General features: G+C 70.1%; 23 protein-coding genes. 15 read left to right on the forward strand and 8 right to left on the reverse strand.

All coding sequences use genetic code 11. The annotated features are described in order from the left end of the window. The first annotated feature begins 46 nt into the window (after positions 1–46). Positions 47–895, forward strand: a complete 849-nt coding sequence (locus tag ADL03_RS38095) for a sulfurtransferase (protein ID WP_197289019.1) — start codon at positions 47–49, stop codon at positions 893–895. Between the two features lie 30 nt (positions 896–925). Here the strand turns inward: ADL03_RS38095 and ADL03_RS38100 are convergent, their stop codons facing one another. Then, entirely contained in the window at positions 926–1,528 is a 603-nt protein-coding gene (locus ADL03_RS38100; protein WP_053738483.1) for a hypothetical protein, read from the reverse strand. Between the two features lie 152 nt (positions 1,529–1,680). Here ADL03_RS38100 and ADL03_RS50010 point away from each other — a divergent pair, with 152 nt between their 5' ends. The 6 genes from ADL03_RS50010 (at position 1,681) to ADL03_RS38130 (ending at position 11,435) form a co-directional block, all read left to right on the forward strand. Beyond that, a complete protein-coding gene (locus ADL03_RS50010; RefSeq protein ID WP_053738484.1) occupies positions 1,681–2,853 on the forward strand; it encodes an acetoin utilization protein AcuC in 1,173 nt (390 codons plus the stop codon). A gap of 7 nt (positions 2,854–2,860) precedes the next feature. Beyond that, the gene (locus tag ADL03_RS38110) at positions 2,861–5,515 is read left to right on the forward strand and encodes a bifunctional GNAT family N-acetyltransferase/acetate--CoA ligase family protein (protein WP_053738485.1); all 2,655 of its coding nucleotides are present in this window, start codon (positions 2,861–2,863) and stop codon (positions 5,513–5,515) included. Positions 5,516–5,754: 239 nt separating this feature from the next. Beyond that, positions 5,755–6,498 carry a glutamate ABC transporter substrate-binding protein gene (locus ADL03_RS38115; RefSeq protein WP_231642788.1) on the forward strand — a complete coding sequence of 248 codons (744 nt, stop codon included), beginning with the start codon at positions 5,755–5,757 and terminating at the stop codon, positions 6,496–6,498. A 79-nt stretch (positions 6,499–6,577) separates the two neighbouring features. Then, the gene (locus ADL03_RS38120) at positions 6,578–7,297 is read left to right on the forward strand and encodes a GntR family transcriptional regulator (RefSeq protein WP_197289020.1); all 720 of its coding nucleotides are present in this window, start codon (positions 6,578–6,580) and stop codon (positions 7,295–7,297) included. 38 nt (positions 7,298–7,335) lie between these two features. Beyond that, positions 7,336–10,941, forward strand: coding sequence for a hypothetical protein (locus ADL03_RS38125; protein ID WP_053738488.1), 3,606 nt, complete (start codon positions 7,336–7,338; stop codon positions 10,939–10,941). A gap of 152 nt (positions 10,942–11,093) precedes the next feature. Then, entirely contained in the window at positions 11,094–11,435 is a 342-nt protein-coding gene (locus ADL03_RS38130; protein WP_053738489.1) for a hypothetical protein, read from the forward strand. Positions 11,436–11,491: 56 nt separating this feature from the next. On the opposite strand, the gene ADL03_RS38135 is transcribed toward ADL03_RS38130, so the two are convergent. The 4 genes from ADL03_RS38135 to ADL03_RS38150 all read right to left on the reverse strand — a co-directional run bounded on the left by ADL03_RS38135 (position 11,492) and on the right by ADL03_RS38150 (position 14,661). Further along, complete coding sequence (locus tag ADL03_RS38135) at positions 11,492–12,157, reverse strand: hypothetical protein (RefSeq protein WP_053738490.1); 666 nt, start codon at positions 12,155–12,157, stop codon at positions 11,492–11,494. Continuing rightward, complete coding sequence (locus ADL03_RS38140) at positions 12,150–12,728, reverse strand: hypothetical protein (RefSeq protein WP_053738491.1); 579 nt, start codon at positions 12,726–12,728, stop codon at positions 12,150–12,152. The genes ADL03_RS38135 and ADL03_RS38140 overlap by 8 nt, the downstream gene beginning before the upstream one ends. 69 nt (positions 12,729–12,797) lie before the next feature. Continuing rightward, positions 12,798–13,976, reverse strand: a complete 1,179-nt coding sequence (locus ADL03_RS38145) for an RtcB family protein (RefSeq protein WP_053738553.1) — start codon at positions 13,974–13,976, stop codon at positions 12,798–12,800. A 10-nt stretch (positions 13,977–13,986) separates the two neighbouring features. Further along, positions 13,987–14,661 carry a hypothetical protein gene (locus ADL03_RS38150; protein WP_053738492.1) on the reverse strand — a complete coding sequence of 225 codons (675 nt, stop codon included), beginning with the start codon at positions 14,659–14,661 and terminating at the stop codon, positions 13,987–13,989. Positions 14,662–14,802: 141 nt separating this feature from the next. Between ADL03_RS38150 and ADL03_RS38155 the strand changes: the two genes are divergently transcribed. Together ADL03_RS38155 and cpt are read left to right on the forward strand one after the other, a co-directional pair. Further along, positions 14,803–16,122 (forward strand): NAD(P)/FAD-dependent oxidoreductase, encoded by a 1,320-nt coding sequence (locus ADL03_RS38155; RefSeq protein ID WP_053738493.1) that lies wholly within the window; start codon positions 14,803–14,805, stop codon positions 16,120–16,122. A 118-nt stretch (positions 16,123–16,240) separates the two neighbouring features. Next, positions 16,241–16,795, forward strand: a complete 555-nt coding sequence (cpt, locus tag ADL03_RS38160) for a chloramphenicol phosphotransferase CPT (RefSeq protein WP_197289004.1) — start codon at positions 16,241–16,243, stop codon at positions 16,793–16,795. A gap of 76 nt (positions 16,796–16,871) precedes the next feature. On the opposite strand, the gene ADL03_RS38165 is transcribed toward cpt, so the two are convergent. Genes ADL03_RS38165 through ADL03_RS38175 form a run of 3 tightly spaced genes read right to left on the reverse strand, consistent with a single transcriptional unit; the run spans position 16,872 to position 20,032 of the window. Beyond that, on the reverse strand, positions 16,872–18,368 hold the full coding sequence (locus tag ADL03_RS38165) for an aldehyde dehydrogenase (NADP(+)) (protein WP_082373828.1): 1,497 nt from the start codon (positions 18,366–18,368) through the stop codon (positions 16,872–16,874). A 5-nt stretch (positions 18,369–18,373) separates the two neighbouring features. Next, on the reverse strand, positions 18,374–19,201 hold the full coding sequence (locus tag ADL03_RS38170; RefSeq protein WP_082373830.1) for an NAD(P)-dependent oxidoreductase: 828 nt from the start codon (positions 19,199–19,201) through the stop codon (positions 18,374–18,376). Positions 19,202–19,243: 42 nt separating this feature from the next. Then, a complete protein-coding gene (locus ADL03_RS38175; protein ID WP_231642789.1) occupies positions 19,244–20,032 on the reverse strand; it encodes an IclR family transcriptional regulator in 789 nt (262 codons plus the stop codon). A 124-nt stretch (positions 20,033–20,156) separates the two neighbouring features. Here ADL03_RS38175 and ADL03_RS38180 point away from each other — a divergent pair, with 124 nt between their 5' ends. The 6 genes from ADL03_RS38180 to ADL03_RS38205 all read left to right on the forward strand — a co-directional run bounded on the left by ADL03_RS38180 (position 20,157) and on the right by ADL03_RS38205 (position 26,643). Further along, positions 20,157–21,470 carry an ABC transporter substrate-binding protein gene (locus ADL03_RS38180; RefSeq protein WP_053738494.1) on the forward strand — a complete coding sequence of 438 codons (1,314 nt, stop codon included), beginning with the start codon at positions 20,157–20,159 and terminating at the stop codon, positions 21,468–21,470. A gap of 140 nt (positions 21,471–21,610) precedes the next feature. Next, positions 21,611–22,450 carry a carbohydrate ABC transporter permease gene (locus tag ADL03_RS38185; RefSeq protein ID WP_197289005.1) on the forward strand — a complete coding sequence of 280 codons (840 nt, stop codon included), beginning with the start codon at positions 21,611–21,613 and terminating at the stop codon, positions 22,448–22,450. Next, positions 22,447–23,328 carry a carbohydrate ABC transporter permease gene (locus ADL03_RS38190; protein ID WP_053738559.1) on the forward strand — a complete coding sequence of 294 codons (882 nt, stop codon included), beginning with the start codon at positions 22,447–22,449 and terminating at the stop codon, positions 23,326–23,328. Before ADL03_RS38185 ends, ADL03_RS38190 begins: the two co-directional genes overlap by 4 nt. Before the next feature lie 9 nt (positions 23,329–23,337). Beyond that, positions 23,338–24,240 (forward strand): 5-dehydro-4-deoxyglucarate dehydratase, encoded by a 903-nt coding sequence (locus tag ADL03_RS38195; RefSeq protein ID WP_053738495.1) that lies wholly within the window; start codon positions 23,338–23,340, stop codon positions 24,238–24,240. Positions 24,241–24,253: 13 nt separating this feature from the next. Further along, a complete protein-coding gene (locus ADL03_RS38200) occupies positions 24,254–25,513 on the forward strand; it encodes a glucarate dehydratase family protein (protein WP_053738496.1) in 1,260 nt (419 codons plus the stop codon). Next, complete coding sequence (locus ADL03_RS38205) at positions 25,510–26,643, forward strand: hypothetical protein (protein ID WP_197289006.1); 1,134 nt, start codon at positions 25,510–25,512, stop codon at positions 26,641–26,643. The genes ADL03_RS38200 and ADL03_RS38205 overlap by 4 nt, the downstream gene beginning before the upstream one ends. The last annotated feature ends 172 nt before the right edge of the window (positions 26,644–26,815 follow it).

The following is a 26,815-nucleotide window of genomic DNA, read 5'->3' on the forward strand; positions in this document are numbered from 1 at the left end:
GGGGACACAGGTGTCCGCGCGGTGCAGGATGGGAGTCGTGCATGCCTTGATCACTCCTGAAGCCCTCGCTGACGCGCTGAGTGCGCGGCCGGCCGCCGTCGTGCTGGATGTCCGGTGGCGGCTCGGCGGGCCACCCGGACGCCAAGACTACGAGGTCAGCCACGTTCCCGGTGCGGTGTACGTGGACCTGGACACCGAGTTGTCCGCCCCGCCTGGGGTGGACGGCAGGCATCCGCTGCCGGACCCGGAGCGGCTGCAGGAGGTGCTGCGCCGCGCGGGCGTGCGGGAGGGTGGCCGGGTGGTGGCCTACGACGCGGCGGACGGCTCGGTGGCCGCGCGGGTGTGGTGGCTGTTGCGGTGGGCCGGGTTCGGTGAGGTGGCTGTGCTGGACGGCGGGTTCGCGGCGTGGCAGGCGGCCGGGTTGCCGGTGAGCGCGGAGGTGCCCACGCCGGAGGTGGGGGACGTGGTGGTGCGGGCCGGGCAGATGCCCGTGCTGGACGCGGACGGGGCGGCTGCGCTCGCCCGGGACGGGGTGTTGCTGGACGCGCGGGCTCCGCAGCGGTACCGCGGGGAGACCGAGCCGGTGGACCCGAAGGCGGGGCATATTCCGGGGGCGCTCAACGCGCCGTCGGCCGGGCATGTCGGGGAGGACGGGTGGTGGCTCGGTGCGGAGGAGTTGGCGCGGCGGTTCGCCGGGATCGGGGTGCCGGGTGACGCGGGTGACGTGGGAGGTGCGGTGGCGGTCGGGGCGTACTGCGGGTCGGGGGTGACTGCCTCGTCCGTGGTGCTCGCGCTGGAGGTGGCGGGGATCACGTCGGCGGAGAGGCCTGCGGCGTTGTACGCCGGGTCGTGGTCCAACTGGTGTGCGTTGGACCGGGAGGTTGCGACCGGCTGAAAGGCGGGAGGGTGGAGTGGGGCGGGTGGGTCAGGCGTTCGGGATGCGGTTGAAGCCCGCGGTGGCGAGTTTCAGGGCGGCGGCGCAGGTGTCCAGTTCGTCGAGGGCGAGGACGCTCACCGAGAACGCGGTGGTGATGGCGGTCGGGTCGTCGGTCAGCATGACGGTGACCTGGCAGTCCTCTTTGGAGGCGGCGACCTGCCACGCGGTGTTGCCGCCGATCTCGATCTGCTTCTTCTCACCCTCCTCGTCGACCACCTCGGGGACGGTGACCATCTGGGTGACGACCGCGGAGGGGTTGGAGAGGGTGTGGATGCAGCCGCCGTCCGCCGCGGACTTGCCGCCGGTCGCGGACTCGATGTCGGCGGCCTTGAGGACGCCGCAGGTTTCGAGGCCCGCTGTCTTCTTCTTGGTGGCGATCTTCACGTCGCCCTGTTTCGGGGCGGTGCCGGTCGGGGTGGGCTTCTGCGAGACGCTGGTCGGCGCCTTCTTCGAGGTCGAGGCGGGGGCCTCTGGCTCGGGGGCCGCGTTGGTGTCGGCGACGGCCGAGCCCTTGACATGTTCCGCGCAGCCGGTGGCGGCGGTGAGGGTCAGGCTCAGTGCGAGGAGGAGGGCTGCTGGTCGCGGGTGCATGTCGCCTCTGACCCCTGTTCGGTGGGTTCGGTTCCGGGGCCGTGAGGGGTTCGCGCCCGGCGAAGGGACTGTAGGCGGCGCGCGCGGCGTGGGCACGAGAGGCGACCATCTTGTGATCACGGGTTGGGCTGATCGGTGGGTAGGTTGCAGGCATGGGTAAGCCAGCCGCTGTTGTCTGGGACAGGTCCTTCCTCGCGTATGACCTCGGTGGCGACCATCCGCTGAACCCCGTGCGGCTCGACCTCACGGTGCGGCTCGCGACGGCGCTCGGGGTGCTCGACGGGGTGGAGCTGCGCGTGCCCGAGCCGGCCGGCGACGAGGAGATCGAGCTGGTGCACCGGCCGGGGTACCTGAGCGCGGTGCAGGCGGCGCCGACGGCCGGGTGGGACGTGGGGCACGGGCTGGGGACGCCGGACAACCCGGTGTTCGAGCGGATGCACGAGGCGTCGGCGCTGGTCGTGGGCGGGTCGCTGGCGGCGGCGCGGGCCATTGCGAGCGGGGAGGCCGACCGGGCCGTCAACATCGCCGGTGGGCTGCACCACGCGATGCCCGACAGCGCGGCGGGGTTCTGCGTCTACAACGACTGTGCGGTGGCCATCGAGTGGTTGTTGCGCAACGGGGTGGAGCGCATCGCGTACGTGGACGTCGACGTGCATCACGGGGACGGCGTGCAGACGGCGTTTTGGGACGACCCGCGGGTGCTCACGGTGTCGTTGCACCAGCACCCGATGAGCCTGTGGCCGGGGACCGGGTGGGCCGGTGAGGTCGGTGGTGCGGGGGCCGAGGGGAGTGCGGTCAACGTCGCGTTGCCGGCGGGTACGAAGGACGGGGCGTGGTTGCGGGCGTTCCACGCGACGGTGCCGGCGTTGCTGAAGGCGTTCCGGCCGCAGGTTCTGGTCACGCAGTGCGGTGTGGACACGCACCGGGAGGACCCGCTGGCGGACCTGGCGTTGAGCGTGGACGGGCACCGGGCGATCTACCAGGCGTTCCGGGAGCTGGTGACCGAGCACGGGTTCAAGTGGCTGGCGCTCGGGGGCGGCGGGTACGAGCTGCTCAGGGTGGTGCCGCGGTCGTGGACGCACCTGCTGGCGACCGTGCTGGACCGGGACGTGGACGTGCACCGGCCGTTGCCGGCGGAGTGGGTCGCGCACGCGACACGCATCGGGCCGGACTGGCCGCTGCCTGCGTCGATGACCGATGAGTGCGACCCTGGGTACCAGCCGTGGGGCGGGGACGCGGAGGAGCCGGTGGACCGGGCGATCCGCGAGACGCGTCGTGCGGTGTTCCCCTTGCACGGACTTGACCCGGACGATCCGAGGGACTGACACCACAGTGGGCGCCGACACGAACGGGCACAGAGATCCGTTCGACTTCCCGCGGCACTGGGAGGCGGACGTCGTCCTCAGCGACGGCGGCACCGTCCACCTGCGGCCGATCACGCCGGACGACGCCGAGGAGCTCAGGGAGTTCCACGGCAGGTTGTCCGAGCGGACCCGGTACTTCCGCTACTTCGGGCCGTACCCGCGGATCCCGCAGCGCGACCTCGACCGGTTCAGCACGGTCGACCACCACGACCGGGTGGCGCTGATCGCGTTGCTCGGCGACGACATCGTCGCGGTCGGCCGCTTCGACCGGCTGCACGGCGGCGAACGGCAGGGGGACTCGGCGGAGGTCGCGTTCGTCGTCGAGGACGGCCACCAGGGGCGCGGGCTGGGCAGCATCCTGCTCGAACACCTCGCGGCGGCGGCCAGGGAGGTCGGGCTGGCACGGTTCGAGGCCGAGGTGCTGGCCGAGAACGGGCAGATGGTCCGGGTGTTCCGCGACGCCGGCTACCAGGTCAGCAGGGCGTTCGAGGAGGGCGTGCTGCACCTTGAGTTCGCGATCGACCCCACCGACGAGTCCGTCGCCGTCGCGCGGGCGCGCGAGCAGGCGGCCGAGGCGCGCAGCGTGCACAACCTGCTGCACCCGCGCAGCATCGCGGTCATCGGCGCCTCCACAGACCCGACCAAGATCGGGCACGCGGTGCTCAAGAACCTGCTCGAAGCCGACTTCAACGGACCCGTCTACCCGGTCAACGCCGAGCACCGCGCGGTGCGGGGCGTGCGGGCCTACCCGACCGTGCTCGACATCCCCGACGACGTCGACCTCGCCGTCGTCGCGGTGCCGGCGGCCAGCGTCGACGAGGTCATGGACGCGTGCCTCGCGAAAGGCGTGAAAGCGCTCGTCGTCGTCTCGTCCGGCTACGGCGAGACGGGACCGCACGGCCTGTCCGCCGAACGCAGGCTTGCAGCTGAAGCACGAGCACACGGCATGCGTGTCGTCGGGCCCAACGCGCTCGGTGTGCTCAACCTCGACCCCAAGGTCCGCATGAACGCGAGCCTCGCGCCGAAGCTGCCGGAACGCGGGCGGGCGGGGTTCTTCTGCCAGTCCGGCGCCCTCGGCACGGCCATCCTCGCCAACGCCGCCGGCTGGGGCCTGGGCCTGTCGACGTTCGTGTCGGCCGGCAACCGGGCCGACGTCTCCGGCAACGACCTGCTGCAGTACTGGGAGACCGACCCGGCCACCGACGTCGTGCTGCTGTACCTGGAGTCGTTCGGCAACCCGCGCAAGTTCGCCCGGCTCGCCCGCAGGCTCGGCCGCACCAAGCCGATCGTCGCGGTGAAGTCCGGCCGCCACGCCGTCACGCCCGGTCTGGCCGCGACCGGGGTCAAGGTCGACGAGGCGAGCGTGCAGGCGTTGTTCGAGCAGGCGGGCGTGATCAGGGTCGACTCGCTGGCCCAGCTGTTCGACACCGCGTTGCTGCTGGCCCACCAGCCGCTGCCGAAGGGCAAGCGGGTCGCCGTCGTCGGCAACTCGACCGCGATCGGCCTGCTCGCCGCGGACACGTTGCTGGCCCAGGACCTCGAGCTCGCGGGCGACCCGGTCGACGTCGGCGCCCAGGCCACCCCCGACGAGTTCGCCAAGGCCGTCGAAGAAGCCCTCGAACGGCCCGAGACCGACGCGCTCGTGGTCGTGTTCGTGCCGCCGGTCGCGGTTCCGGGCACCGCGTACGCCCGCGCGTTGAAAGAAGCCGCGCACCGGACGAAACCGATCGTCTCGACGTTCCTCGCCGTCGAAGGAATTCCCGAGGAGCTCCGGGTTCCCGGGAAAGGCTCCATTCCCAGCTACGCCAGTCCGGAACGTGCCGTTCTCGCATTGGCCCGCGCGGTTCGTTATGCGCGGTGGCGCGCGGCACCCCAGGGCCACTTCATGCGGCCCGACGGCATCGACACGGCCACCGCACGGTCCATTGTGGACGAATGGACGGAACGCTCCGACCGCGCGATCGACGACCACACCGCCGTCGAGCTGCTCAGGTGCTACGGCATCGACGTCGTGCCGTTCCGCATCGCCCACAGCCAGGAGGAGGCCGCGCGGGCCGCGGACGAGCTCGGCTACCCGGTCGCGATGAAGGCCACCAGCGAACGGCTCCGGCACCGCACGGATCTCGTCGGCGTCCGGCTCGACATCGCCCAGGTGGAATCGGTCAAGGCGGCCTACCGGGACCTCGCGGCGCTGTCGGGCAAACCGGGCGTGTACGTGCAACGCATGGCACCCAAGGGGGTCAGCTGCGTGCTGGGCCTGCAGGACGACCCGAGCTTCGGCACGCTCGTCTGGTTCGGACTGTCCGGCGTCGTCAGCGACCTGCTCGGCGACCGGGCCTACCGGGCGGTACCGCTCACCGACACCGACGCGGCCGAACTCGTTGCCGCACCGAAAGCGGCACCGTTGCTCACCGGCTACCGCGGCGACGAACCCGCCGACCTGAAAGCGCTTCAGGACCTGGTACTCCGTTTGGCGGCATTGGCGGAAGACCTGCCGGAGGTCCGCTCGCTCAAGCTCGAACCGGTTCTTGCTTCTGCGGCAGGGGCTTTCGTCAGCAGTGCGCGCATAGTGCTCGGACCACCGCCTTCCCTGCACGACGCCGGTCCGCGGCGGCTGCGCTGACCCCGGTTACGGCAACGATTCCGCATGTCTCATTCACGCCAGGTATGGACATGCGCCCGGTCGGCGCTTAGGTTTCCGACATCGCCGAGCAAGCGCAGGAAACAGTTGCGTCGGCGCATGCCCGTGATACCCAGTTGTAAGAGGGACGAATGACGCCGAGAGCGCTCCTCCGCCTGGTAGCGACGACATGTGCGGCCGTACTGCTCCTAGCGTCGTGCGGGGGCGGCGACGAGTCCACGATGGTCGGCAGGGTCAGCAGCAAGGACCGCATGACCATCGCCGTGTCGTACGACCAGCCGGGCCTGGCGGTGCGCCGGCTCGACGGCGCCTACCGCGGGTTCGACGTCGACGTCGCGAAGTTCATCGCGAAGGAGCTCGGCATCGACGAGCCGAACATCACCTGGAAGGAAGCGCAGCCCGGCAACCGGGAGACGCTGCTGACCAGCGGTGAGGCGGACATGGTCGTCTCGACCTACTCGATCACGGACAAGCGCAAGCAGGTCATCGACTTCGTCGGACCGTACTTCGTCGCGGGCCAGGACCTCCTCGTGCGCATCAACGAGAACCGCATCACCGGCCCGAAGTCGCTCAACTCGCAGCTGAAGCTGTGCTCCACGGCGGGCTCCACGTCGGCCGCCTACGTGAAGGAACAGTTCGCGAAGGACGTGAAGCTGGAGGAGTACGCCAAGTTCAGCGACTGCGTGACCGCCCTGCTCGCCGGCAACGTCGACGCCGTCACCACCGACGACGTCCTGCTGGCGGGATACGCCGCGCAGAACCCGGAGCTGCTGCGGGTCGTCGGCCAGCCGTTCAGCAAGGAGGAGTACGGCGTCGGCCTGCGCCGCGACGACCCCGAGAGCAAGGCCAAGGTCCAGGCCGCGCTGCAGAAGATGATCGACACGGGCGCGTGGCGCAAGTCGCTGGAGGCCAACATCGGATCTTCCGGCTACAAGATCCCCGACCCGCCCAAGCTCGCGGCTTGATCACACGGGGCGTGACGTAGGCTCACGCCACGTGAACCGCGTCCCGCCGCACCGCGCTGATCGGCCTGTTCGCGCAGGCATCCCGGAACATGGCCGAGTCCCGCGCTACTACGCGGTCAAGGCCGAGCTGTTCGACCTCGTCGAAACCCTCGGCGAGGGCACCGTCCTGCCCTCCGAACGCGAGCTCGCCGAACGGTTCTCCGTCTCGCGCGTCACGCTGCGCCAGGCCGTCAGCGAGCTCGTGCTCGAAGGCAAGCTCCTGCGCCGCCAGGGCAGCGGCACGTTCGTCGCGCCACCCAAGCTCGTGCAACCGTTGTCGCTGGTCAGCTACACCGAGGGCATGCGAAGGCAGGGGGTCGAGCCCGACCGCACGGTGATCACCCTGGAGGAGATCGGCGCCGACGAGGGCCTCGCCCGCGACCTGGTGCTGGAGCCGGGCGACCCGGTCGTGCACCTCGAACGCGTCCTGCTCGCCGACGGCGAGCGCATCGGCCTGGAGTCGACCTACCTGGGCAGCCGCCGCTTCCCGGACCTGGTGGACAAGCTCGACCCGGCCGGCTCGCTCTACGCCTGCCTCACCGAACGGCTCGGCGTGCGCTTCGCCGAGGCCGAGGAACGCGTCGAGACCGTGCTCGCCACCCCGCGCGAGGCGCTGCTGATCGGCACGAACCCGGCGCTGCCGATGCTGCTGCTGCACCGCGTCTCGTACGACGTGGAAGGTCACCCGATCGAGCGCGCGCGCTCGCTCTACCGGGGCGATCGGTTCAGTTTCGTCGCACGGCTGCACGCCGACCGTTAGGAACGGAACAAATACATCTCCGCAAGCGTCTGTAGACCATGGCGCTGGAACCGGAGATCGGGCTCGTCGGCAGAGACGAGCTGACCGCACTCGTCGAGTCGCTGGTCGAACGCCGCGGCAACCACCCCCTGCCGGTGGTCGTCGCGTTCGGTCCGGGCGGCAGCGGCAAGACCTCGCTGCTCGACCACGTCCGCAGGCGCTACCGTGAGGCCCCCGTCGCACGGGTCGACCTCGACAAGGCCGGCTCCCGCTCGTGCAAGGACATCCTCGACGTCGCCGCCGAGCAGCTGCGCTCCTACCGGCACGCCGACTTCGGCCGGATGCGGCTGCCGCGCTACGACCTGGCGCGTCTCGCGTTCCACCCCGAACCGGCCGACGACCCGCACCACCGCGCCCGCGAGCTCGCGGCCAAGCAGATGACCCGGCTCGTCGCGGTCGCCGACGCCGCGGAGGTCGTCGAGGTGCTGCCCCCCGCGCAGGGGCTGGGCAAGGTGCTGCGGCCGTTGCTGCTGTGGCTCATCGGGCTTGCCGTCGTCGCACCGCAGCCGCTGCGGTGGCTGCTCGGCGGGCCACGGGTCGCGAGCGCGTTGCGGTGGTTCGAGAACTACGCCGGGCGGGAGGTCAAGGGCGGTCATCGACCCAAGTTCGACGCGGCGCTCGTGCGGATGTGGGGCCTGCACCGCTCCGGCGAGACGCTGGAGGTCGACCGGCTGCTCGTCGCCGCGTTCCTGGCCGACGTCCAGGCCGCGTACCGGTTCCGAGGCTACCGCAGGCTGAACTCCCTGCTGCTGCTCGACGGCGCCGACCTGCTCGACGGCGTCGACTCCTACCTGCCGCCGAAACGGCCGCGGCCCGCCGCGCGTCCCACCGACTTCCTGCACCTGCTCGCGGAACGCCGGCTCGCGCAACCGGACGTGCCGCTGCTCGTCATCGCCACCAAGCAGGCCGCGCCGCCGTTGCCCGAGGTCGACACCGACTACGCGGCCTGGCGGGAGCGCTGCGAACGGGAGCGGACCGCCGAGTCGATGTTCCTGCCGGTGCGCCTCAAGCCGTTCACGCGGGAGCAGACGCGGCAGTTCCTCGCCGAGTGGAACCGCACCCGCAACAGCACCGTGGAGTACGAGGCACTCGTCGAGGAGCTGTACGAGGTCACGCACGGTCACCCGCTGGCGGTGCGGCTGGCCATCCAGCTCGTCCAGTACATGTTCGCGCGCGACCAGGTGCTGCCGTCGGTGCGCGCGGTGTTCGACGAACGCCTGCCGGTCGACGAGACCACGACGTTCCAGGACGCCACGGTCGGCGACTACCTGCTGCTGCGGTTCTTCCAGCGGATCCCCGGCGCGGAGGAGGTGCCCGAACGGCAGGCCGCCCGCGAGATCTTCGCGCGGCTGGCCGCTCCGCGCGTGCTCGACCGGCACGTGATCAACGCGCTGCTGCCGCCGGACTGGAACCGCGACAACATGCGGGTTCTGCTGGCACAGCTCAGCTTCGCGTCCCGTCACGGCGACGACTTCGTGCTGCACCCGTTGCTGCGCGACCTGCTCGCCCGCCGCCTGCGGGAGGCGCCGGAGGGCGAGTTCTCGCACGTGCGGGTGCACCGGCTGCTGAAGGACCGCTTCGACAGCCTCGGACGGCGTGAGGACGCGCTCTACCACGCACTCGCGCTGGGCGAGGTCCACCTCGTCGCGCAGCGGCTGCGGCCGCACGTCGACGAGCGCGGTGACGGCTGGATCGCCGAGCTCGCCGCCATCGCGGAGGCCCCGATGCCGCCGGGTGAAGGGGAAACGCCGCACGAGGAGGAATCACGCGCGTGGTGGCAGCGGCTGCGCACCGGCAGCGCACGCCGCACCCTGCACCGCCGCGTCGACCGCGTGGTGCGCCCGGAGACCGGGCTGCTGGAGGACGCGGTGATCGCCACGTGGGAGCTGCGGTCCCGCAGCCGCACCGCGCGCCCGACCGTGGAGATGTACGACCGGGTGTTGCGAGCCCACCAGGACCTCAACGGCCCCGAGGAACGCCTGAGTGCTTACCGCACAACGAAACGCGCACTCGAACACAACACGACCGCCACACCGCCGGCGGCACTGCCGCGCCAGTCCACCACCGGCCACTACCCGTACCCGCGCCGCTGGCCCGGCCGCAACGGCGTGCGCCGCGCGGCCGTCTACCTCGTCGCGGTCCTGCTCGTGGCGTACGGCGCCGCCTTCTACCTCCAGAACAGCGGGCACTGCCTGCGCTACGGCATCTACGAACCGGACGAGCTGGTCGCCGACCTCGCCGGCGAACGCCCCAGGCTGTCCAAAGTAGACGACGTGCAGTGCGTCGGGATCAGCGAGCGGCCCGGCCGGTTCGCCCACGGTGACCCGACGCTGCAGAACAGCGACGACGCCGAGGTCGGTGAGCTCGCGCAGCTCATCGCCGACGAGAACGCCCGTGTGGACAAGGCGGCGGAACTCCCGAAGGTCACGATCGTCGTCGCCGCCATGCTCAGCTCCAAGGAACGCCTGAAGCGCGACCTGTCGGCCGGCGTGAACGAGCTGCGTGGTGCCTACCTCGCCCAGCACGAGTGGAACCGGCTCGACGGCGTGGCCCGCAACCCGTTGGTGCGCCTGGTGCTCGCGAACTTCGGCGGTGAGTCCGCGCACGCGAAGGTGGTCGCGGAGCAGATCAAGACCTACGCCGAACGCAACCGCGAGGTCGTCGCCGTGACCGGCCTCGGCCAGAGCCGCGCCTCCACCGCCGCCGCGCTGGAGGCGATGGCGCCCTCGAAGGACCGGCAGGTCGGTGTCCCGATGGTCGGCTCGGCGCTGTCGTCGACGACCTACAGCGAGAAGCCCTACTTCTTCCGCATCGCACCGGCCAACGACCGTCAGGCGGAGGTCGTCGCCCGGATCATCGAGCGCACCGATGCGTTGCGCGGCCGCCCTCTGCACCTCGTGCACAGCCCGGGGGACGAGTACAGCGCGGACCTCGCGCACCAGTTCGAGAACCGGCTGCGTCTCACGAAGCACGGTTACGACGAGAGCACGACGGTGGCCACCCAGCTCGCCCGTGTCGCCAGGGACATCTGCGGCAGGTCGCGCAACCCGCTCATCCTCTACACCGGCCGCACCGCGGAGATCGGCGGACTGCTGACCGAGCTCATCGGCAACAGCAACTGCCCGGATCCCGTGGTGTTCGGCGGCGACGACCTCACCCAGCTGGAGACCACCGCTTTCGCGGATCTGGAAGGCATCAAGCAGTTCGCCGACGGCAGGCTGTACTTCTCCACGTTCGCCTGGACGCCCGGCATGACGCAGGTTCCGTCAGCTACGCAACAGTTCTTCCGGCTGTACGAGGCGGCGCAGGACCGTCATGCGCGGCGGGCATTTCTTTCGGGCCCCAACGGACACATCCTTCTCGCCTATGACGCCGTCAAGGTCGTCGCACGCGCGGCCGAGCACGGCCAGGCCCGGCAGGCGGTTTTCCAGTACCTGCGCAGATTGGAAAACTTCGACGGCGCGTCCGGGAGGCTGACGTTCGCCCGTGACGACGCCAGCGGCACGTCCGGCTGCGACCCGGTCGACAAGCTGGTCGTGGTGCAGGTCGTCAAGCTGGACAACGGAGTTCTGACGTCCCGGCACGTCGCGCACGAGGGCACCTGAACACGGGCGAAGTGACTGAAGGTCACCGGAACACCGCTGGGGCGCAGGGAGATACCGCCCGTTCGCACTCGTTTCCCGCGAGGCCCGCGGCGGTACTGTTGATGCCACGAACACAGAACGTCCGTGATGGTGCGGAGGAGCGGGGGTGTGCCGTGTCCTTCAAGGCGGAGTTCCTCGCAGAGCTCGAGGACTGCCTGCGCGGCTATGGCGCGGTCCCGGTGAGCAATCCCGACGCACTGGCGCTGTTCATCGAGTTCGTCCGGTCGTTGCCGGAGACCGACCAGCGGCTGCGGTGCCTCGAAGGCGTCGACCAGGGGTCCGGATCGTTCTGGAACAACCCGGCGGTGTGGTGGGAGCAGGTGCCGCGGTTCGGCACGGGACTCGCGCGGTGCGGGTCGGAGGAGTGCCGGAAGCTGCTCGACGACATGCTCGACGAGGCGATCAGCGACGAGATCGACGTGCTGGAGATGGAGATCCGCGAACTGCCGAGCTGACGCGGACATGCCTGCCGGCGCCGCAACCTGTTACGGCCGCGGCGCCGGGGCTGGGGTCACCTGATCGCTGCGAGCGACCTGAACAGTTCCCGATAGCGGTGGAGAGCCAGTCGCAGGTCTTCGGTCTCGTGCTTGCCCTCGCCCTTCCACTGCTCGGAGAGCGTGCGGTGGCGCGAGGTCAGCTCCTCGATCGCCTTGCGGACGAGGTCGTCGGCCTTGCGCACGGCGGCATGCGGGTCGTCGACGAACTCGAACTGCACCGCCTGCCACTCGTCGTCGAACCGGCCCGACGGCCGCTGCGCCTGCGCGTGGGTCTCACCGCGCGACTCCTCGCGCTGGGACTCGTGGCGCTGCGACTCCTGGCCGCGCTGGGTCTCCTGGCGCTGGGAGTCCTGACCGCGGTGGTCCTGAGCAACCCGCGGGTCCTGAACGGTGCGCTGGTCCTGCCCGGAGCGCTGGTCCTGAACGGTGCGCGGGTCCTGGACACGCGAGTCCTGACGCTGCGCCTGCTGGCCGTGCGCGTGCTCGCCCTGGGCCTGCTGCGGAACGGCGTCGCGCTGCGCGGCCTCGCGCGCCTGCGTTTCCCGTTGCGCCGCACCGTGCTCGCGCTGCATGTCCTCGCGCTGGGCGTGCGCGGCGCGCTCTTCACGCCGCTCCTCGCGCACCGTCTGGTCCTGCTGCGCCTGTGCTGCCGCGCCGCGTGCGTGGACGGCCTCAGACATCACTCTTCTCCTTCCGGGGAGCGTCATTGCGGGGATCCGCACCGTGCTCGAGCAGGTCGGTGAACAGCTCGCGGTAGTGCACCATCGCGGTGCGCAGGTCTTCGGTGCTGGCCTCGCCGAGCTCCTGGCGCTCGGAGATGTCGTGCGCCTTGCGGTAGTGCTCCAGCGTCCGCGCGTGCTCGACCGACAACACGCTCAGCTGTGCCTCGTAACCCTCGGTGGGGTAGCCGCGTTCGGCCATCAGGTCGGTCACCAGGCGGTCGGCGTCCGCGATCGCCGTGTTCGGCGAGTCGACGAACTTGGCCTGCACGTTCGCCCAGTGCCGGCGGTAACTCTCCTGCGCCGAAGGGGAAAGCGGCTTCAGGTCGAACTCGCTGTGGCGGTGCTCCCGCTCGGCGAGCTCCTTCTCCGCGGCCGTCCTGTCGTCACTTTCCGCGACCGCGCGGTCGTACTCGGGGCCGAAGCGGTCGCGGAGCTTCTTGCGCTGCAGAGCGGGCCTCAGCACGAACGCGAGGACCACCAGCACCACGAGAACCGCGACCACCAGGCCGATGATGGCGCCCGTTGACATGGAAAAACCTCCAAGACAGGCAGGAACTCTGCTGTCCGGAGGCTTTCCCGTGTGCCAACCGGGGAAACATCAACCCTTGATACAAACCACCTGCTTGAGCTTGGCGACGACCTCCACGAGGTCGGACTGGTTCGCCATCACGGTGTCGATGTCCTTGTAGGCGCCCGGAATCTCGTCCACCACACCGGAGTCCTTGCGGCACTCCACACCACTTGTCTGGGCGGCGAGATCCGCGGTGGTGAACGTCTTGCGGGCCTTGTTGCGCGACATCCTCCGGCCGGCGCCGTGCGACGCCGACTGGAACGAGTCGGGGTTGCCGAGGCCGCGCACGATGTACGAACCGGTGCCCATCGAGCCGGGGATGATGCCCAGCTCACCGCGACCGGCACGGATCGCGCCCTTGCGGGTCACCAGCACGTCCTCACCGAAGTGCGTCTCCTCGGCGACGTAGTTGTGATGGCACGAGATCGGCTCCTCGAACGCGATGTGCGGGAAGTCGCCGCGCAGCACGTCGCACACCAGGCGCAGCATGACCGCGCGGTTGCGCCGCGCGTAGTCCTGCGCCCAGTACAGGTCGTGCCGGTACGCCGCCATCTCCGGCGTGCCCGCGAGGAACACCGCCAGGTCCGGGTCCGGCAGCTCGGCGTTGTGCGCGAGCGTGCGCGCCACCGCGATGTGGTGCTGCGCCAGCTCGTTGCCGATCCCGCGTGACCCGGAGTGCAGCATCACCCACACCCGCTGGTCGGTGTCGAGGCAGACCTCCAGGAAGTGGTTGCCGCCACCGAGCGTGCCCATCTGGTGCATCGCCTTGTCGGCACGCGCCTTCACGGCCGGGGTCAGGTCATCGAACCGCCGCCAGAACGTTCCCCAGTCGGACGCGTCCCTCTCGGTGAACGCGGTCGCCCTGTGCTGGCCGAAGCCGACGGGAACGACCTGCTCCATGCGCGACCTGAGGCCACGCAACGTTTCCGGGAGGTCGCTCGCCGTGAGCGAGGTGCGCACGGCCGTCATGCCGCAGCCGATGTCCACGCCGACGGCCGCCGGGGAGACGGCGTCGCGCAACGCGATCACCGACCCCACCGTGGCACCCTTGCCGTAGTGCACGTCCGGCATCACGGCGATGTGCTTGACGGCCCACGGCAGCGCGGAGATGTTCTGGAGCTGCCGCATGGCGAACTCTTCGACCTCGTCGGGCCGGGTCCACATGCGGATGTCCACGTTCTGGCCGCGGACGACGGTTGCTGCCATGCCCACGAGGTTAGGCGGCGCTCTTCTTGATCCACAAAGGAGTTTCCGCCGCGGACACGAACTCCCACGTGCCCCTGCGCACCTTTGCCCTGCTCATGTCGCCGCCCAGGGACGTGACGAACGCGCGCACGGTCGGCAGGTCGCCGACGTCCGCGATGAGGATCGCCCGGTTGCCGAGGGTGACGCTGCCGCCACCGAGCTTCTCGCGCACCTCCGCGTCGGCGAGCAGGCCGTCGCGGACCTGCTGGGCGGTGATGCCGTCGGCCTCGACCTGGACGGCGTCGACCTGCGGCGAGTTCGAGGGCAGGAAGCGGAACGTCAGCACCGACTCCTGCCGGAACCGCTTGCCGATCGTCGCCGCGGTGTGGCGCAGGCCCTCCGCGGTGAGCGAGACGTCGAACTTGCGGGAGCGCTCGAACGTCGTCTGCTGCAGGTCGCTCGACCAGAACACGCCGTCGAGCAGCGTGGAGCGGGTGGTGATGCCGCCGTTCGCGAGCACGATGCCGCGGACCTCGCGGTCGAACCCGATCAGCCTGTCCCGCAACCGGGGGTCGGCGGGATCGGTGATGATCGCGGTGTTGTTCGTCGCGAAGATCTCCGGGAACGGCAGCGGAGTGCCCGCCGCCGTTCCCGTGGAGATCGAGATCGCCAGTACCGACGTGACTGCCACGAGAAGTCTGCGCATGCGCCACAACGTATTCGTCCCGGCCTGATCAGGTGGGCGGATTCCAGCCGCGGTGCACGGGGCCTTCGCGGGCCTCCGATCTCCGCCTGGTTCGCCGGCCGCGATTGACAGCCGCAGTGAACGTGAGAATCCTTCAGAGCCATGGATCGCGTGTGCGTCATCGGGGCCGGTTCCTCCGGCATCGCCGCATGTCAGGTGCTCAGCGCGCGGGGTGTCGACTACGACTGCGTCGAGGCCGGTTCCGAGGTCGGCGGCAACTGGCGCTACCTGAACGACAACGGCATGTCGTCGGCCTACCGCTCGCTGCACATCAACACCTCGCGGCAGATGATGGAGTTCCGGTCCTTCCCGATGCCGTCACACCTGCCGCCCTACCCGTCGCACTTCCAGATCGCCGAGTACTTCGACGACTTCGTCAAGCACCACGGCTTCCGCGACCGCATCCGGTTCCGCACCGAGGTCACGTCCGTCGAGCCCGTCCCCAGCGGCGGCTACGCGGTGACCTCGCGCGACCGCGACACGGGGGAGTCGGTCACGACCCCGTACCGCTCGGTGATCGTGGCGAACGGCCACCACTGGTCACCGCGCTGGCCGGAACCGGCGTTCGAAGGGACGTTCGACGGCGAGCAGCTGCACGCGCACTTCTACCGGACACCGGACCGCTTCGCCGGCAAGAAGGTGCTGGTGCTCGGCATCGGCAACTCGGCCTGCGACATCGCCGTCGAGTCGTCGCGGGTGTCGGCGCGGACGTTCCTGGCGATGCGCCGCGGCGCGCACATCATGCCGAAGTTCCTGTTCGGGATGCCGACCGATCACCTGACGACCTCGCCGCTCGCCCGGTTCGCGCCCGCCTGGCTGCAGGCGCTGTCGCTGCGGGTGATGCTGCGGATCGCGCGCGGCAAGCTCACCGGCTACGGCCTGCCGAAGCCGTCCCACGGCATCCTCGCCGCACACCCGACGGTCTCGGACGACCTGCTGACCAGGCTCGGACACGGCGACATCACGGTAAAGCCGACCGTCGCGAGGCTCGACGGCTCCGGTGTCGTGTTCGCCGACGGCAGCCGCGAGGACGTCGACGTCATCGTCTACTGCACCGGGTACAAGGTCGACTTCCCGTTCCTGGAGGCCTCGGCGTTCCCGGCGGTGTCGTCGCCGGACAACGAGGTGTCGCTCTACCGGCGGGTCGTCGACCCCGAGCACCCCGGGCTCTACTTCCTCGGGCTGATCCAGCCGCTCGGCGCGGTCATGCCGCTGGCCGAGGCGCAGGCGGAGTGGGTCGCCGACCTGCTGACCGGGCGCGCGGTGCTGCCGCCGGTGCCCGAGATGAAGGCCGAGATCACCTCGTACCGGCGGGGGCTGCGCAGCCGGTACGTCACGTCGAAGCGGCACACCATCGAGGTCGACTTCCTCGGCTACCAGCGCGAGCTGCTGGAGGAGCGCCGCCGCACCTCTGCTCACTGATATATCGGTTTTCGCGAGCTAGCTCCGCGCCGTTGACCTGCACCTTTGCAATGAGACTTTGGACGACGACCGCAAACGAACCGTTGCAAAGGGGTGCGGGTTGGGTACGGTCTGCGGCGTGGCGGCTCAGGTGATCGTGCTCAACGGTGGGTCCAGCTCGGGCAAGTCGGGGATCGCGCGCTGCCTGCAGGCGGTGTTCGGGGAGCCGTGGCTGACGCTCGGGGTGGACACGTTGATCGACGCGATGCCGGCCCGGTTGCGGCTCGGCGACGAGGGGATCGGGTTCGCCGACGACGGCGAGGTGACGGTCGGCGGTGAGTTCCGCGGGATCGAGGACGCGTGGATCGACGGCGTCGCCGCGATGGCCAGGGCCGGGGCGCGGGTGATCGTCGACGAGGTGTTCCTCGGCGGGAGCGAGTCGCGGGCGCGGTGGGAGAAGGCGCTGCACGGGCTCGACGTGGTGTGGGTCGGGGTGCGGTGCGACGCCGCCGTCGCCGCCGGGCGTGAGCTCGCGCGCGGCGACCGGGTCGTGGGCATGGCGGAGGCGCAGGCCGACCTGGTGCACCGCGACATGAGCTACGACATCGAGGTCGACACCGCGAGCACCGAGGCGATCGAGTGCGCGAAAACGATTGCGAGCTATGTGGCCAGCCGCGGGGCAGGGCGGGCGTAACAGGGCAGACGACACGCCCTGACGACGAACGGGGCTGCCGACGTCACGTCGGCAGCCCCGCGAGCTCGTCCGGTGATCAGTGCACGCCGAGCACGCCGTCCACCCGCCGCGGGATGCCCAGCGGGTTCGCCTCCTGCAGCTCCGCCGGCAGCAACGCGTCCGGCCACGACTGGTAGGTCACCGGCGCGATCCACCGGCGGATCGACGTCGCGCCCACCGACGTGTGCAGCGGGTTCGTCGTCGCCGGCCACGGGCCGCCGTGGTGCTGGCCCCACGCCACCGCGACACCGGTCGGCCAGGCGTTGAAGATGATGCGGCCCGCGACCCGGCGCAGGACCTCGGCGACCTCGGCGGCCTCCGCGTGGTCCGACTCGGCGGCGTGCACGGTGCCGGTCAGCGTGCCCGGCAGCTTCGCCAGCACGGAGTGCAGCTCCGCGGGCGAGGAGTACGTCACGACCAGCGCGGCCGGGCCGAAGTGCTCCTCGGTCAGCTTTTCGAGGTTCTCCTCGAACACCGCCACCGGCACGCTGAACAGCCGCGGCGACACCGCCCACGCCTCGTCCGGCCGCGTGCCCGCCGACACGACGGTCACCAGGTCCGAGGCCGCCAGCGCGTCCGTTGACGCCGTGTAGGAGTCGCACATCCGCTCGTTGAGCATCGCGCCACCGGTCGTCGCCTCGACCGCCTCACCCAGCGCGGGCACCAGCGCCGACGGCGCGAACACCAGGCCGGGGTTCGTGCAGAACTGGCCCACGCCCATCGTCAGCGACTGCGCGAACCCGGTGGCGATGTCCTCGCGCTCGGCCGCGCCCGGCAGGATCACCGTCGGGTTCACGCTGCCCAGCTCGCCGTAGAACGGGATCGGGTCCGGCCGTCCCTGCGCCAGGTCGAACAACGCCCGGCCACCACCGGTCGAGCCGGTGAACCCGACCGCGCGCACGTCCGGGTGCTGCACGAGCGCCACACCGGCCTGGGTGCCGTAGACGATGCCGAACACGCCCTCGGGCGCACCGGCCGCGCGCAACGCGTCCACCACCACGCGCGCGGTCTCGCGCGACGTCGACGGGTGCGCCGAATGTGCCTTCACCACAACGGGACACCCGGACGCGAGCGCGGACGCCGTGTCACCGCCGGCCACCGAGAACGCGAACGGGAAGTTCGACGCGGAGAACACCGCGACCGTCCCCAGTGGACGGAGCACGCGGCGCAGCTCCGGCCGTGGCGGGATGATGTCCGGGTTCGCCGAGTCCAGGGTGGCCTCGACGTAGCTGCCTTCGCGCAGCACCTCCGCGAACAGCCGCAGCTGGTTCGTCGTGCGCTTGAGCTCGGTGGTCAGCCGCGGCACGCCCAGTGCCGTCTCGGTGTCCGCGGTCGAGACGAGCAGCTCCGACTCCGCGTCCAGCGCGTCCGCGACCTCCTCCAGCACCACCGCGCGATCCGCGGCCGGCACGGCCGACCACGCGGGGAACGCCACCGCCGCGGCCGAGGCGATCCGGTCGACCTCGCTGTCCGGAGTCTTCGCCACCGGCTCACCGAACGGTTCACCCGTGCGCGGGTTGTATCCCTGGACCACGCTGCTCAACGCCCTGCCTCCTTGACTGCCGTGTCGAAGTCGGGGCCACACCAGGCCCCGCCCACGTACTTGCCCGCGTACGACGAGGGGTCGAGCTCACCGCCGTGCTCGGCCAGCACCTCGGCCGCGTACACCTCGGAGTCGTCCCGCGGTTCGTAGCCCAGCGCGCGGGCCTCGTCGAGCGAGAACCAGCCGCGGGTGTTGTTCGAGACACCCCACACGATCCGGAAACCGGGCGAGGCGACCGAGAGCGCCGCCTCGAACAGGCGGGCGCCGTCGTCGGGTGACATCCACGTCGACAGCATCCGCACGTCGCGCGGCTTCGGGAAGCACGAACCGATCCGCAACGCGATCACGTCCAGACCGTAGCGGTCGGCGTACATCGAGCCCAGCGCCTCCAGCGCCACCTTCGAGACGCCGTAGTAGGTGTCCGGGCGCGGGAAGAGGTAGTCACCGGCCACCCCGTCGGCCCGCTCGACGTACCCCACCGCGTGGTTGGAGCTCGCGAGGACGACCCGCCGGACCCCGGTGCGGCGCGCGGCTTCCAGGACCGTGTGCGTGCCGTCGATGTTGACCCGCAGGATCTTCTCCCACGGCTCCTCCAGGCTGTGCCCGCCGAGGTGGATCACGGCGTCCACGTCCTCCATCGCCGCCTCCATCGCGGCCATGTCGGTCACCGACGCCTGGACGAGCTCCACGTTCTCGCCGTCCGCCGGCGCGGGGAGCTCGGCGATGTCCAGCAGCCGCAGAACGCGGCCGGGCGCGGCGAGGCGTGGACGCATGAGCGTTCCCACCACGCCGGCGGCGCCGGTGATCAGGATGCGTGCGGTCACGGGTTGGACCCCTCCGTACTTGTGCGTGACATGGGTGGAAGCTCAGCGTCCGAACTGGCGGAGCAGCTCGGTGATCGTCCGGGCGGCGTCCAGCAGAGCGGCGACGACCTGCCGCTCGTGCTCGGGGTCCAGCCTGCCCAGCGGCACCGAGCAGCTCATGGCGTCCAGCACGGGGTTGCGGTAGGGCAGGGCGACGGCGAAACAGCCGAGACCCGGTGTGTTCTCCTCGCGTTCGTGGGCGTAGCCGACGTTGCGGAAACCGGCGAGCTGCTCGTGCAACGCCGCCCGGTCGGTCACCGTGTTCGGGGTCAGCGGAGCCAGATCGTCGGGGAGGATCAGGTCGACCTCCTCGGGCGTGCGCGTCGAGAGCACCGCCTTGCCCAGCGACGTGGAGTGCGCGGGCAGCCTGCGGCCGACGCGGGAGACCACGCGCAGGTGGTGCTCGGACTCGCGGCTCGCCAGGTAGACGACGTCCGCGCCGTCCAAACGGGCAAGGTGCACGGTCTCGTTGATCTCCTGCCGCACCTGCTCCATGACGCGGATCGCGGCCCGCACCACCGGGTCGTGGTCGAGGTAGGACGTACCGACGAGCAGCGCGCGAACGCCGATGCCGTACGTGCCGCGGTCCGAGTCGACCTCCACCCAGCCGCGCGCGACGAGTGTCTGCAGCAGCATGTAGAGGCTGGACTTGGGATAACTCAGCTCGCGGTGCAGCTCGGTGAGCGTCAGCCTGCGGTCCGACGCGGAGAGCACCTCGAGCAGCTCCACCGTGCGGTCAGCGGACTTCACAGCACCCGGACGAGCCGTGCCCTTGTCGATCGGCGACGCCACCTGGCCTCCTCGAAACCCGTTCGCAACATGCCCTTGACACGTCGCTGTGCTGATTCTTACAGTCCTGCATCAGGTTCACAAGTACGACCCCGATTCACATACGTGAAAACGAAGGGCCAACCCGATGCGCCGTAGAACAGCCACGACGATCGCCACCCTCAGCGTGGCCGCGTTGCTCGCCGGTTGTGGCAGCTCTACGCCCGCAGCGTCGAACAAGGACCCGAACAAGCCCCTTGAGGTGTGGACCCGCTCGACCGAGGCGACCGCGAAGGTCTACGAGAAGATCTTCAAGTCCTTCACCGAGAAGACCGGCGTCCAGGTCGACTACAAGCCGATCTTCAACGACTTCGACAAGCAGGTGCAGCAGCGCGCCGCGTCGAAGGACCTCCCCGACGTCGTCATCACCGACACCGGGTCGCTGGGCAACTTCGTCAAGCAGGGCTGGACGACCGAGGTCGACAGGGGCGACCTGGCCGGCGGCGGCGACATCGTCGACCGCGCCTGGAACAACGGCAAGGGCGCGGACGGCAAGTACTACGCCGTCCCCTACTCCACGCAGGCGATGGTCACGCTGATCCGCAAGGACTGGCGCGAGAAGCTCGGCAAGCCGATCCCCACCACGTGGGAGGAGCTCGACGACCTCGCCCGCGCCTTCACCCGCGACGACCCCGACGGCAACGGGCAGAACGACACCTACGGCATGCTCGTGCCCGGCACGACCGACCGCGGCTACCTCGCGTGGTGGGCGGCCAGCTACATCTGGCAGGGCGGCGGCGACATCCTCGAAGAGGACGGCGGCAAGTTCTCCGTCGGCATCGACTCCCCGGAGTCGACCAGGGCGGTCGAACGGCTGCGCAAGCTCTTCTGCGAGGACAAGGTCGTGCAGCCCGGCTCGCTGACGCTGGGCACGAACGACGCGCACCCGCTGTTCGAGTCCGGCAAGAGCGGCATCTACCTGACCGGCCCGTACATGATCGGCCGCTTCGACAAGTCGGTCGGCAAGGACAGGTACGAGGTCATCGCCTCGCCGCGGGGTCCGGCCGGTGCCACTGTGCTCGGTGAGGGCGAGAACATCTACCGGATGGCCGGTTCTGCGAAGACCGCCGACCAGAAGAAGCTCGCCGAGTACCTGATCACGCCGGAGGCGCAGCAGGCCGGCATGAAGGGCGACCCGCAGCCCGTGGTCCGCCTTCCCGTCAACAAGAACGTCGACGTCAACGCCACCTACAACGACCCGCGCTGGGCGACCGTCGCGGGTGTGTACTCCAGCGAGGCGCGGCCGTTCCCGAGCGTTCCGAACTTCACGCCCTTCCGGCAGAAGACCTCGGAGACCCTGAACTCCATCTTCGCGAAGTGTCCCGCCGACTCCTCCGCCGAGCTCAAGACGCTCGCCGAGGCGTTGAAGAAGGAGCTCGAGAACCAGAAGGCGTCGCAGTGACGGCGGTCCAGCCGGCCGAGAAAGATCACTGGGACATCCGAGACGTGGGCTCGACGGCTAGTGGCGGCGGTGCCGTCGACACCCACCCCGTGAGGCGGCGCCGCCGGCGTCGCCTCACGGGAGCCACCTTCATCCCGTGGTTGTTCCTGCTCCCCGCCGCGCTGATCTTCCTGGTCTTCAAGTTCATCCCGATGGCGGAGGGGATCCGGCTCTCGCTGTTCGAGGTCCGGCCCTTCCTCGGTGACATCTTCGTCGGGTTCCGGAACTACGCGACGATCCTGCGCGACGAGAAGTTCCTGACCGCGAGCTGGCACACCCTCGTGCTGGCCGGTGGTCAGACGGTCGGCGCGATGGTCATCGGCTTCTTCCTGGCGCTGCTGCTGGAGGGCCACAGCAAGTCGCTGTGGTTCGTGCGGTCCGCGGTGTTCCTGCCCGTGGTCGCCGCGACGGCGGTCATCGGTGAGATCTGGCGGCTGTTCTTCTACCCGGCGCCGGAGGGCTTCCTCAACGAGCTCATCGCGTGGGTCGGCCTCGGGCCGTGGGAGTACATCCACGACACGGACACCTCGCTGGTGTCGGTCATGTTCGTCGGCATCTGGAAGCACGCGCCGTACGACATGGTGCTGATCCTCGCCGGCCTGGCCGGCATCGACCGCCAGCAGTACGAGGCCGCCGCGATCGACGGCGCCTCGACGCCGCAGCGGATCTGGAACGTGACGCTGCCCGCGCTGCGGCCGGTCATCACGATCCTGCTGACCCTGGCGGCCATCCGCGGCCTGCGCGTCTTCACCGAGGTGTACGTGCTCACCGGTGGCGGACCGGCCGGATCGACCGACGTCTGGATGACCCGCGTGTACACGACGGCGTTCGAGCAGTCCGAAGCCGGGCTCGCGTCCGCTGGCTCCGTGCTGTTGTTCCTGGTTACCTTGGTCTTGACGGTCAGCGTGCAGTGGTACCGCCGCCGGAGGGAGGCGCGATGAGCAGCGTCAACTCGAGCCGCTTCGACAGCGCCATCGGCTGGTCCACCCGCTCGGACGCGTGGCTGGGCAGGGGCATCCGGTTCGTCCTGAGCGCACTGGCCGTGGTCCTGTTCTGCGGCCCGCTGCTGGTCATCTTCTCGGGCGCCTTCGACCACAACCCGGACCCGACCAAGCTGTCGGTGGTCCCGGAACACCCGTCGCTCATCAACTTCCAGGTGGCGGCGGAGAACAAGATCTGGCACTACCTGGCGAACTCGCTGATCATCGCCGGTGGTGCGTTGCTGCTGCAGCTGGCGGTGAGCGTGTTCGCCGCCTACGCGCTGGCGCGCAAGCGGTTCCGCGGTCAGGCCATCGCGTTGCTGGTCATCCTCGCCACGATGATGTTGCCGGAGGAGGTCATCGCGATCCCGCTCTCGCTGGTGATCGGAGACCTGCCGCTGGTGCACGTGAGTCTCAAGGGCACCCTGCTCGGCGTCATCCTCCCCCTGGGGGCGTGGGGTTTCTCCATCTTCGTCATGACGGAGTTCATGAAGGAGATCCCCGCCGAACTGGAGGAGGCGGCCAAAGTGGACGGTGCGGGGGAGCTGCGCCTCTTCGCGCAGATCATCCTCCCGCTGTGCAAGCCCGCGCTCGGCGTCATCGCCGTGTTCGGCTTCAACATGATTTGGGAGCAGTACCTGCTTCCCCTGATCGTCGCCGCTGACCCCTCCGATTACACGCTCACGGTCGCACTTCTCGCGCTCCGCTCCGACGACATGGTCGGGACGGGCATCGTGCTGGCCGGTGCGTTGCTGGCGCTGGTACCGAGTCTCGTCGTGTACCTGTCGCTGCAGAAGTCCTTCCTGCGTGGGATCACCACCGGAGCGATCAAGGGATGAGTGTCTGGTATGCAACTCGATGGTGTGCTGTTCTTTCCGGTGACGCCGTTCGACACCGACGGGAACATCGCCTTCGACGTGCTCGCTGAGCACGTCAAGCACGGCGTCTCGGCCGGGCCGGGCGCGGTGTTCGTCGCCTGCGGCACCGGCGAGTTCCACGCGTTGGAGCTGGGCGAGTTCGAGCGCGCGGTGGCGGTCGCGGTGGAGGCGACGGGCGGCCGGGTGCCCGTGTTCGCCGGCGCCGGTGGTTCGGTCGCGTCGACCAAGCAGTTCGTGCGTGCGGCCGAGCGCGCGGGTGCCGACGGCATCCTGCTGCTGCCGCCGTACCTGGTGACGAACCCGGCCGCGGGTCTCGTGCGCTATGTCGCCGAGGTCGCCGCTGCCACGGAGCTGCCGATCATCGTGTACCAGCGCAACAACGCGCGGTTCACGCCGGAGACCGCCGTCGAGGTCGCGTCGATCCCGAACGTCGTGGGCCTCAAGGACGGCTTGGGCGACCTCGACCAGATGCAGCGGATCGTGCTGTCGGTGCGCGCGGTCCTCGACAAGCCGTTCCAGTTCTTCAACGGCCTGCCGACCGCGGAGATGACCCAGCTCGCCTACCGGGCCATCGGGGTGGAGCTGTACTCGTCGGCGGTGTTCTGCTTCGCGCCGGAGATCTCGCTCGGGTTCTACCAGGCCCTGCGGTCCGGTGACACCGCGCTGGTGAACCGGTTCCTGTTCGAGTTCTACAAGCCGCTGGTCGAGCTGCGCGACCAGGTGCCCGGCTACGCCGTCGCACTGGTGAAGGCGGCCGTGCGCGCGAACGGGCTCGAGGTCGGCGGCGTGCGCCCGCCGCTGGTCGACCCGTCCGAGGAGCACGTCGCGGCGCTGGAGAAGATCATCGCCGCGGGCAAGGCCCTGCTGGCCTGAGGGGACGGTCGCTGTGAAGATCACCGAGGTTGTTCTGACACCGATCGCGTTCCGCGACCCGCCGCTGCTGAACTCGGCCGGCGTGCACGAGCCGTGGGCGCTGCGCACCATCGTCGAGGTGCACACCGACGAGGGCATCTCCGGGCTGGGGGAGACCTACGGCGACCTCGGGCACCTGGAGCGCTCGCGGTCCGTTGTGGACTCACTGGTCGGGCTGGACGTCTTCGCGCTCAACGAGATGCACGCGCGCGTCTCCGCAGTGCTGGGCGGCAAGGTCGGCCTCGACAAGCACGGGCTGACCGGCAACATCACCGCCGAGAGCACAGTCGACCGGGTGTACTCGCCGTTCGAGGTCGCGTGCCTGGACATCCAGGGCAAGGCCCTGGGCCGTCCGGTGCACGACCTGCTGGGCGGTGCGGTCCGTTCCGCGGTGCCGTACTCCGCGTACCTGTTCTACAAGTGGGACGGGCACCCCGGCGCCGAGCCGGACGGGTGGGGTGAGGCGGTCGACCCCGCGGGGATCGTGGCGCAGGCGACGAAGATGATCTCCGAGTACGGGTTCGGCTCGATCAAGCTCAAGGGCGGTGTCTTCCCGCCCGAGCAGGAGATCGAGGCGATCAGGGCGCTGCGCGAGGCGTTCCCGGACCACCCGCTGCGGCTGGACCCGAACGCGGCCTGGTCACCGGCGACGTCGCTGAGGGTCGCCGCCGAGCTCGACGGCGTGCTGGAGTACCTGGAGGACCCGACCGCGGAGATCTCCGGGATGGCCGAGGTGGCCGCGAAGGCACCGATGCCGTTGGCCACCAACATGTGCGTGGTCGCGTTCGAGCACCTCAGGCCTTCGGTGGAGCAGGACGCCGTGCAGGTGATCCTGTCCGACCACCACTACTGGGGCGGGCTGCAGCGGTCGCGGCAGCTGGCCATGATCTGCCAGACGTTCGGCATCGGCCTGTCGATGCACTCGAACTCGCACCTGGGGATCTCGCTGGCCGCGATGACGCACCTGGCCGCGGCGACACCGAACCTGAACTACGCGTGCGACACCCACTACCCGTGGAACGCCGCGGACGAGGTCGTGGAGCCGGGTGTGCTGTCCTTTGTGGATGGTGCGGTGCCGGTGCCGACGACGCCGGGTCTCGGGGTGTCGCTGGACCGCGACGCGCTGGCGCGGCTGGCGGAGAACTACGCCCGCTGCGGCATCACCGCGCGGGACGACACGGGCTACATGCGCAAGTTCGACCCGAGCTACGAGAGGAAGCGTCCCCGGTGGTGAAGTCGGTTGTCCACGCCTACCCGTGGGACCTGATCGGTGATCCCGACGCCGTTGCGCGGTACCAGGACCTGGGGGTCGACGCGATCGCACTCGCCGCGTCGTACCACACGGTGCGGGCGGCGACCCCCCTGCATCCGCGGCACCGCCTGGTCGACGCGCGGCACGCGGCGTTCTACCTGCCGGTGCGGGAGTCGAACTTCGGGCGGCTGGTGCCGGCGCAACCGTCCTGGGTGGACGGTTCGAACTCCTTCGGCGACGCGGCCGCGCTGGTGCGTGCCGCGGGACTGCCGGTGTACGCGTGGACCGTGCTGACGCACAACTCGCGCCTGGGCGACCTGCACCCGGACGTGACCGTGGTGAACGCGTTCGGCGACCGCTACCCGTACGCGTTGTGCACCGCGCAACCCGACGTCGTGGAGTACGCGTCGGTGCTGGTGGCGGAGGTGCTGGAGCTGGGCGCGCCGGACGGGATCGTGCTGGAGGCCTGCGGGCCGCTCGGATTCGTCCACGGCGGGCACCACGAGAAGACCGACGGCACGGACTGGGACGCGGTGCGGCAGAAGCTGTTGTCGCTGTGCTTCTGCTCCGCGTGCACCGCCCGGTACGCCGACCCGGAGGCACTGCGCGAAGCGGTCCGGGCCGGGGTGGACCGCGGTGCACCCAGCGTCGAGGAAGCGCTGGGTGCGCTCGCGGACGACGTCCGTGCGGTGCGCACCGGTGTGGTGCGGTCGTTGCGGCAGCGGGTCGTCGGTGAGATCCGCGCTGTCGCGCCTTCCGTTCGCATCGGCATGCATGTCACGGCGGACCCGTGGGGCACCGGCCCGTTCGCGACCGTCGCCGGTGGCCTGGACGCGGACGTCGACGTGCTGACGACGATGTGCTGGCCGGGTCCGGAGGTCGCGGTGCCGGGGATCGAGGCGTTGCGCGCGGTCGCACCCGACACCAGGATCGCCGCGTACGTGCTGGGCCTGCCGCCGAAACCGGCCGACGGTGCGGCGCTGACGAAGGAGTGGCTCGCGTACCTCGACGCCGGGGTGGAGGAGTTCCACCTCTACCACGGCGGACTCGCGTCGGCGGCCCGGCTGGAGGCGCTGCGCGAGGCGGTCGCGGCCGTGTCCCGGCAACTGTGAAGCGAACTCGCTGCAACCCGTCGTGAGCGCGGTTCCGTCCTTGGTGCATGAGGCACATTGGAACCGTAGTTAGCACTGGCGTCCTGCTGCTGGTGATGACCGCCTGCGGCAGTGCGCAGAACGCCGGCACTGGAGCGGGTGGCGGTCCAACCTTGCCGACCGCCACCACTCC

This window comes from Nocardia sp. NRRL S-836, from assembly GCF_001279525.1.
In the GTDB taxonomy this organism is placed as follows: Bacteria; Actinomycetota; Actinomycetes; order Mycobacteriales; family Pseudonocardiaceae; genus Lentzea.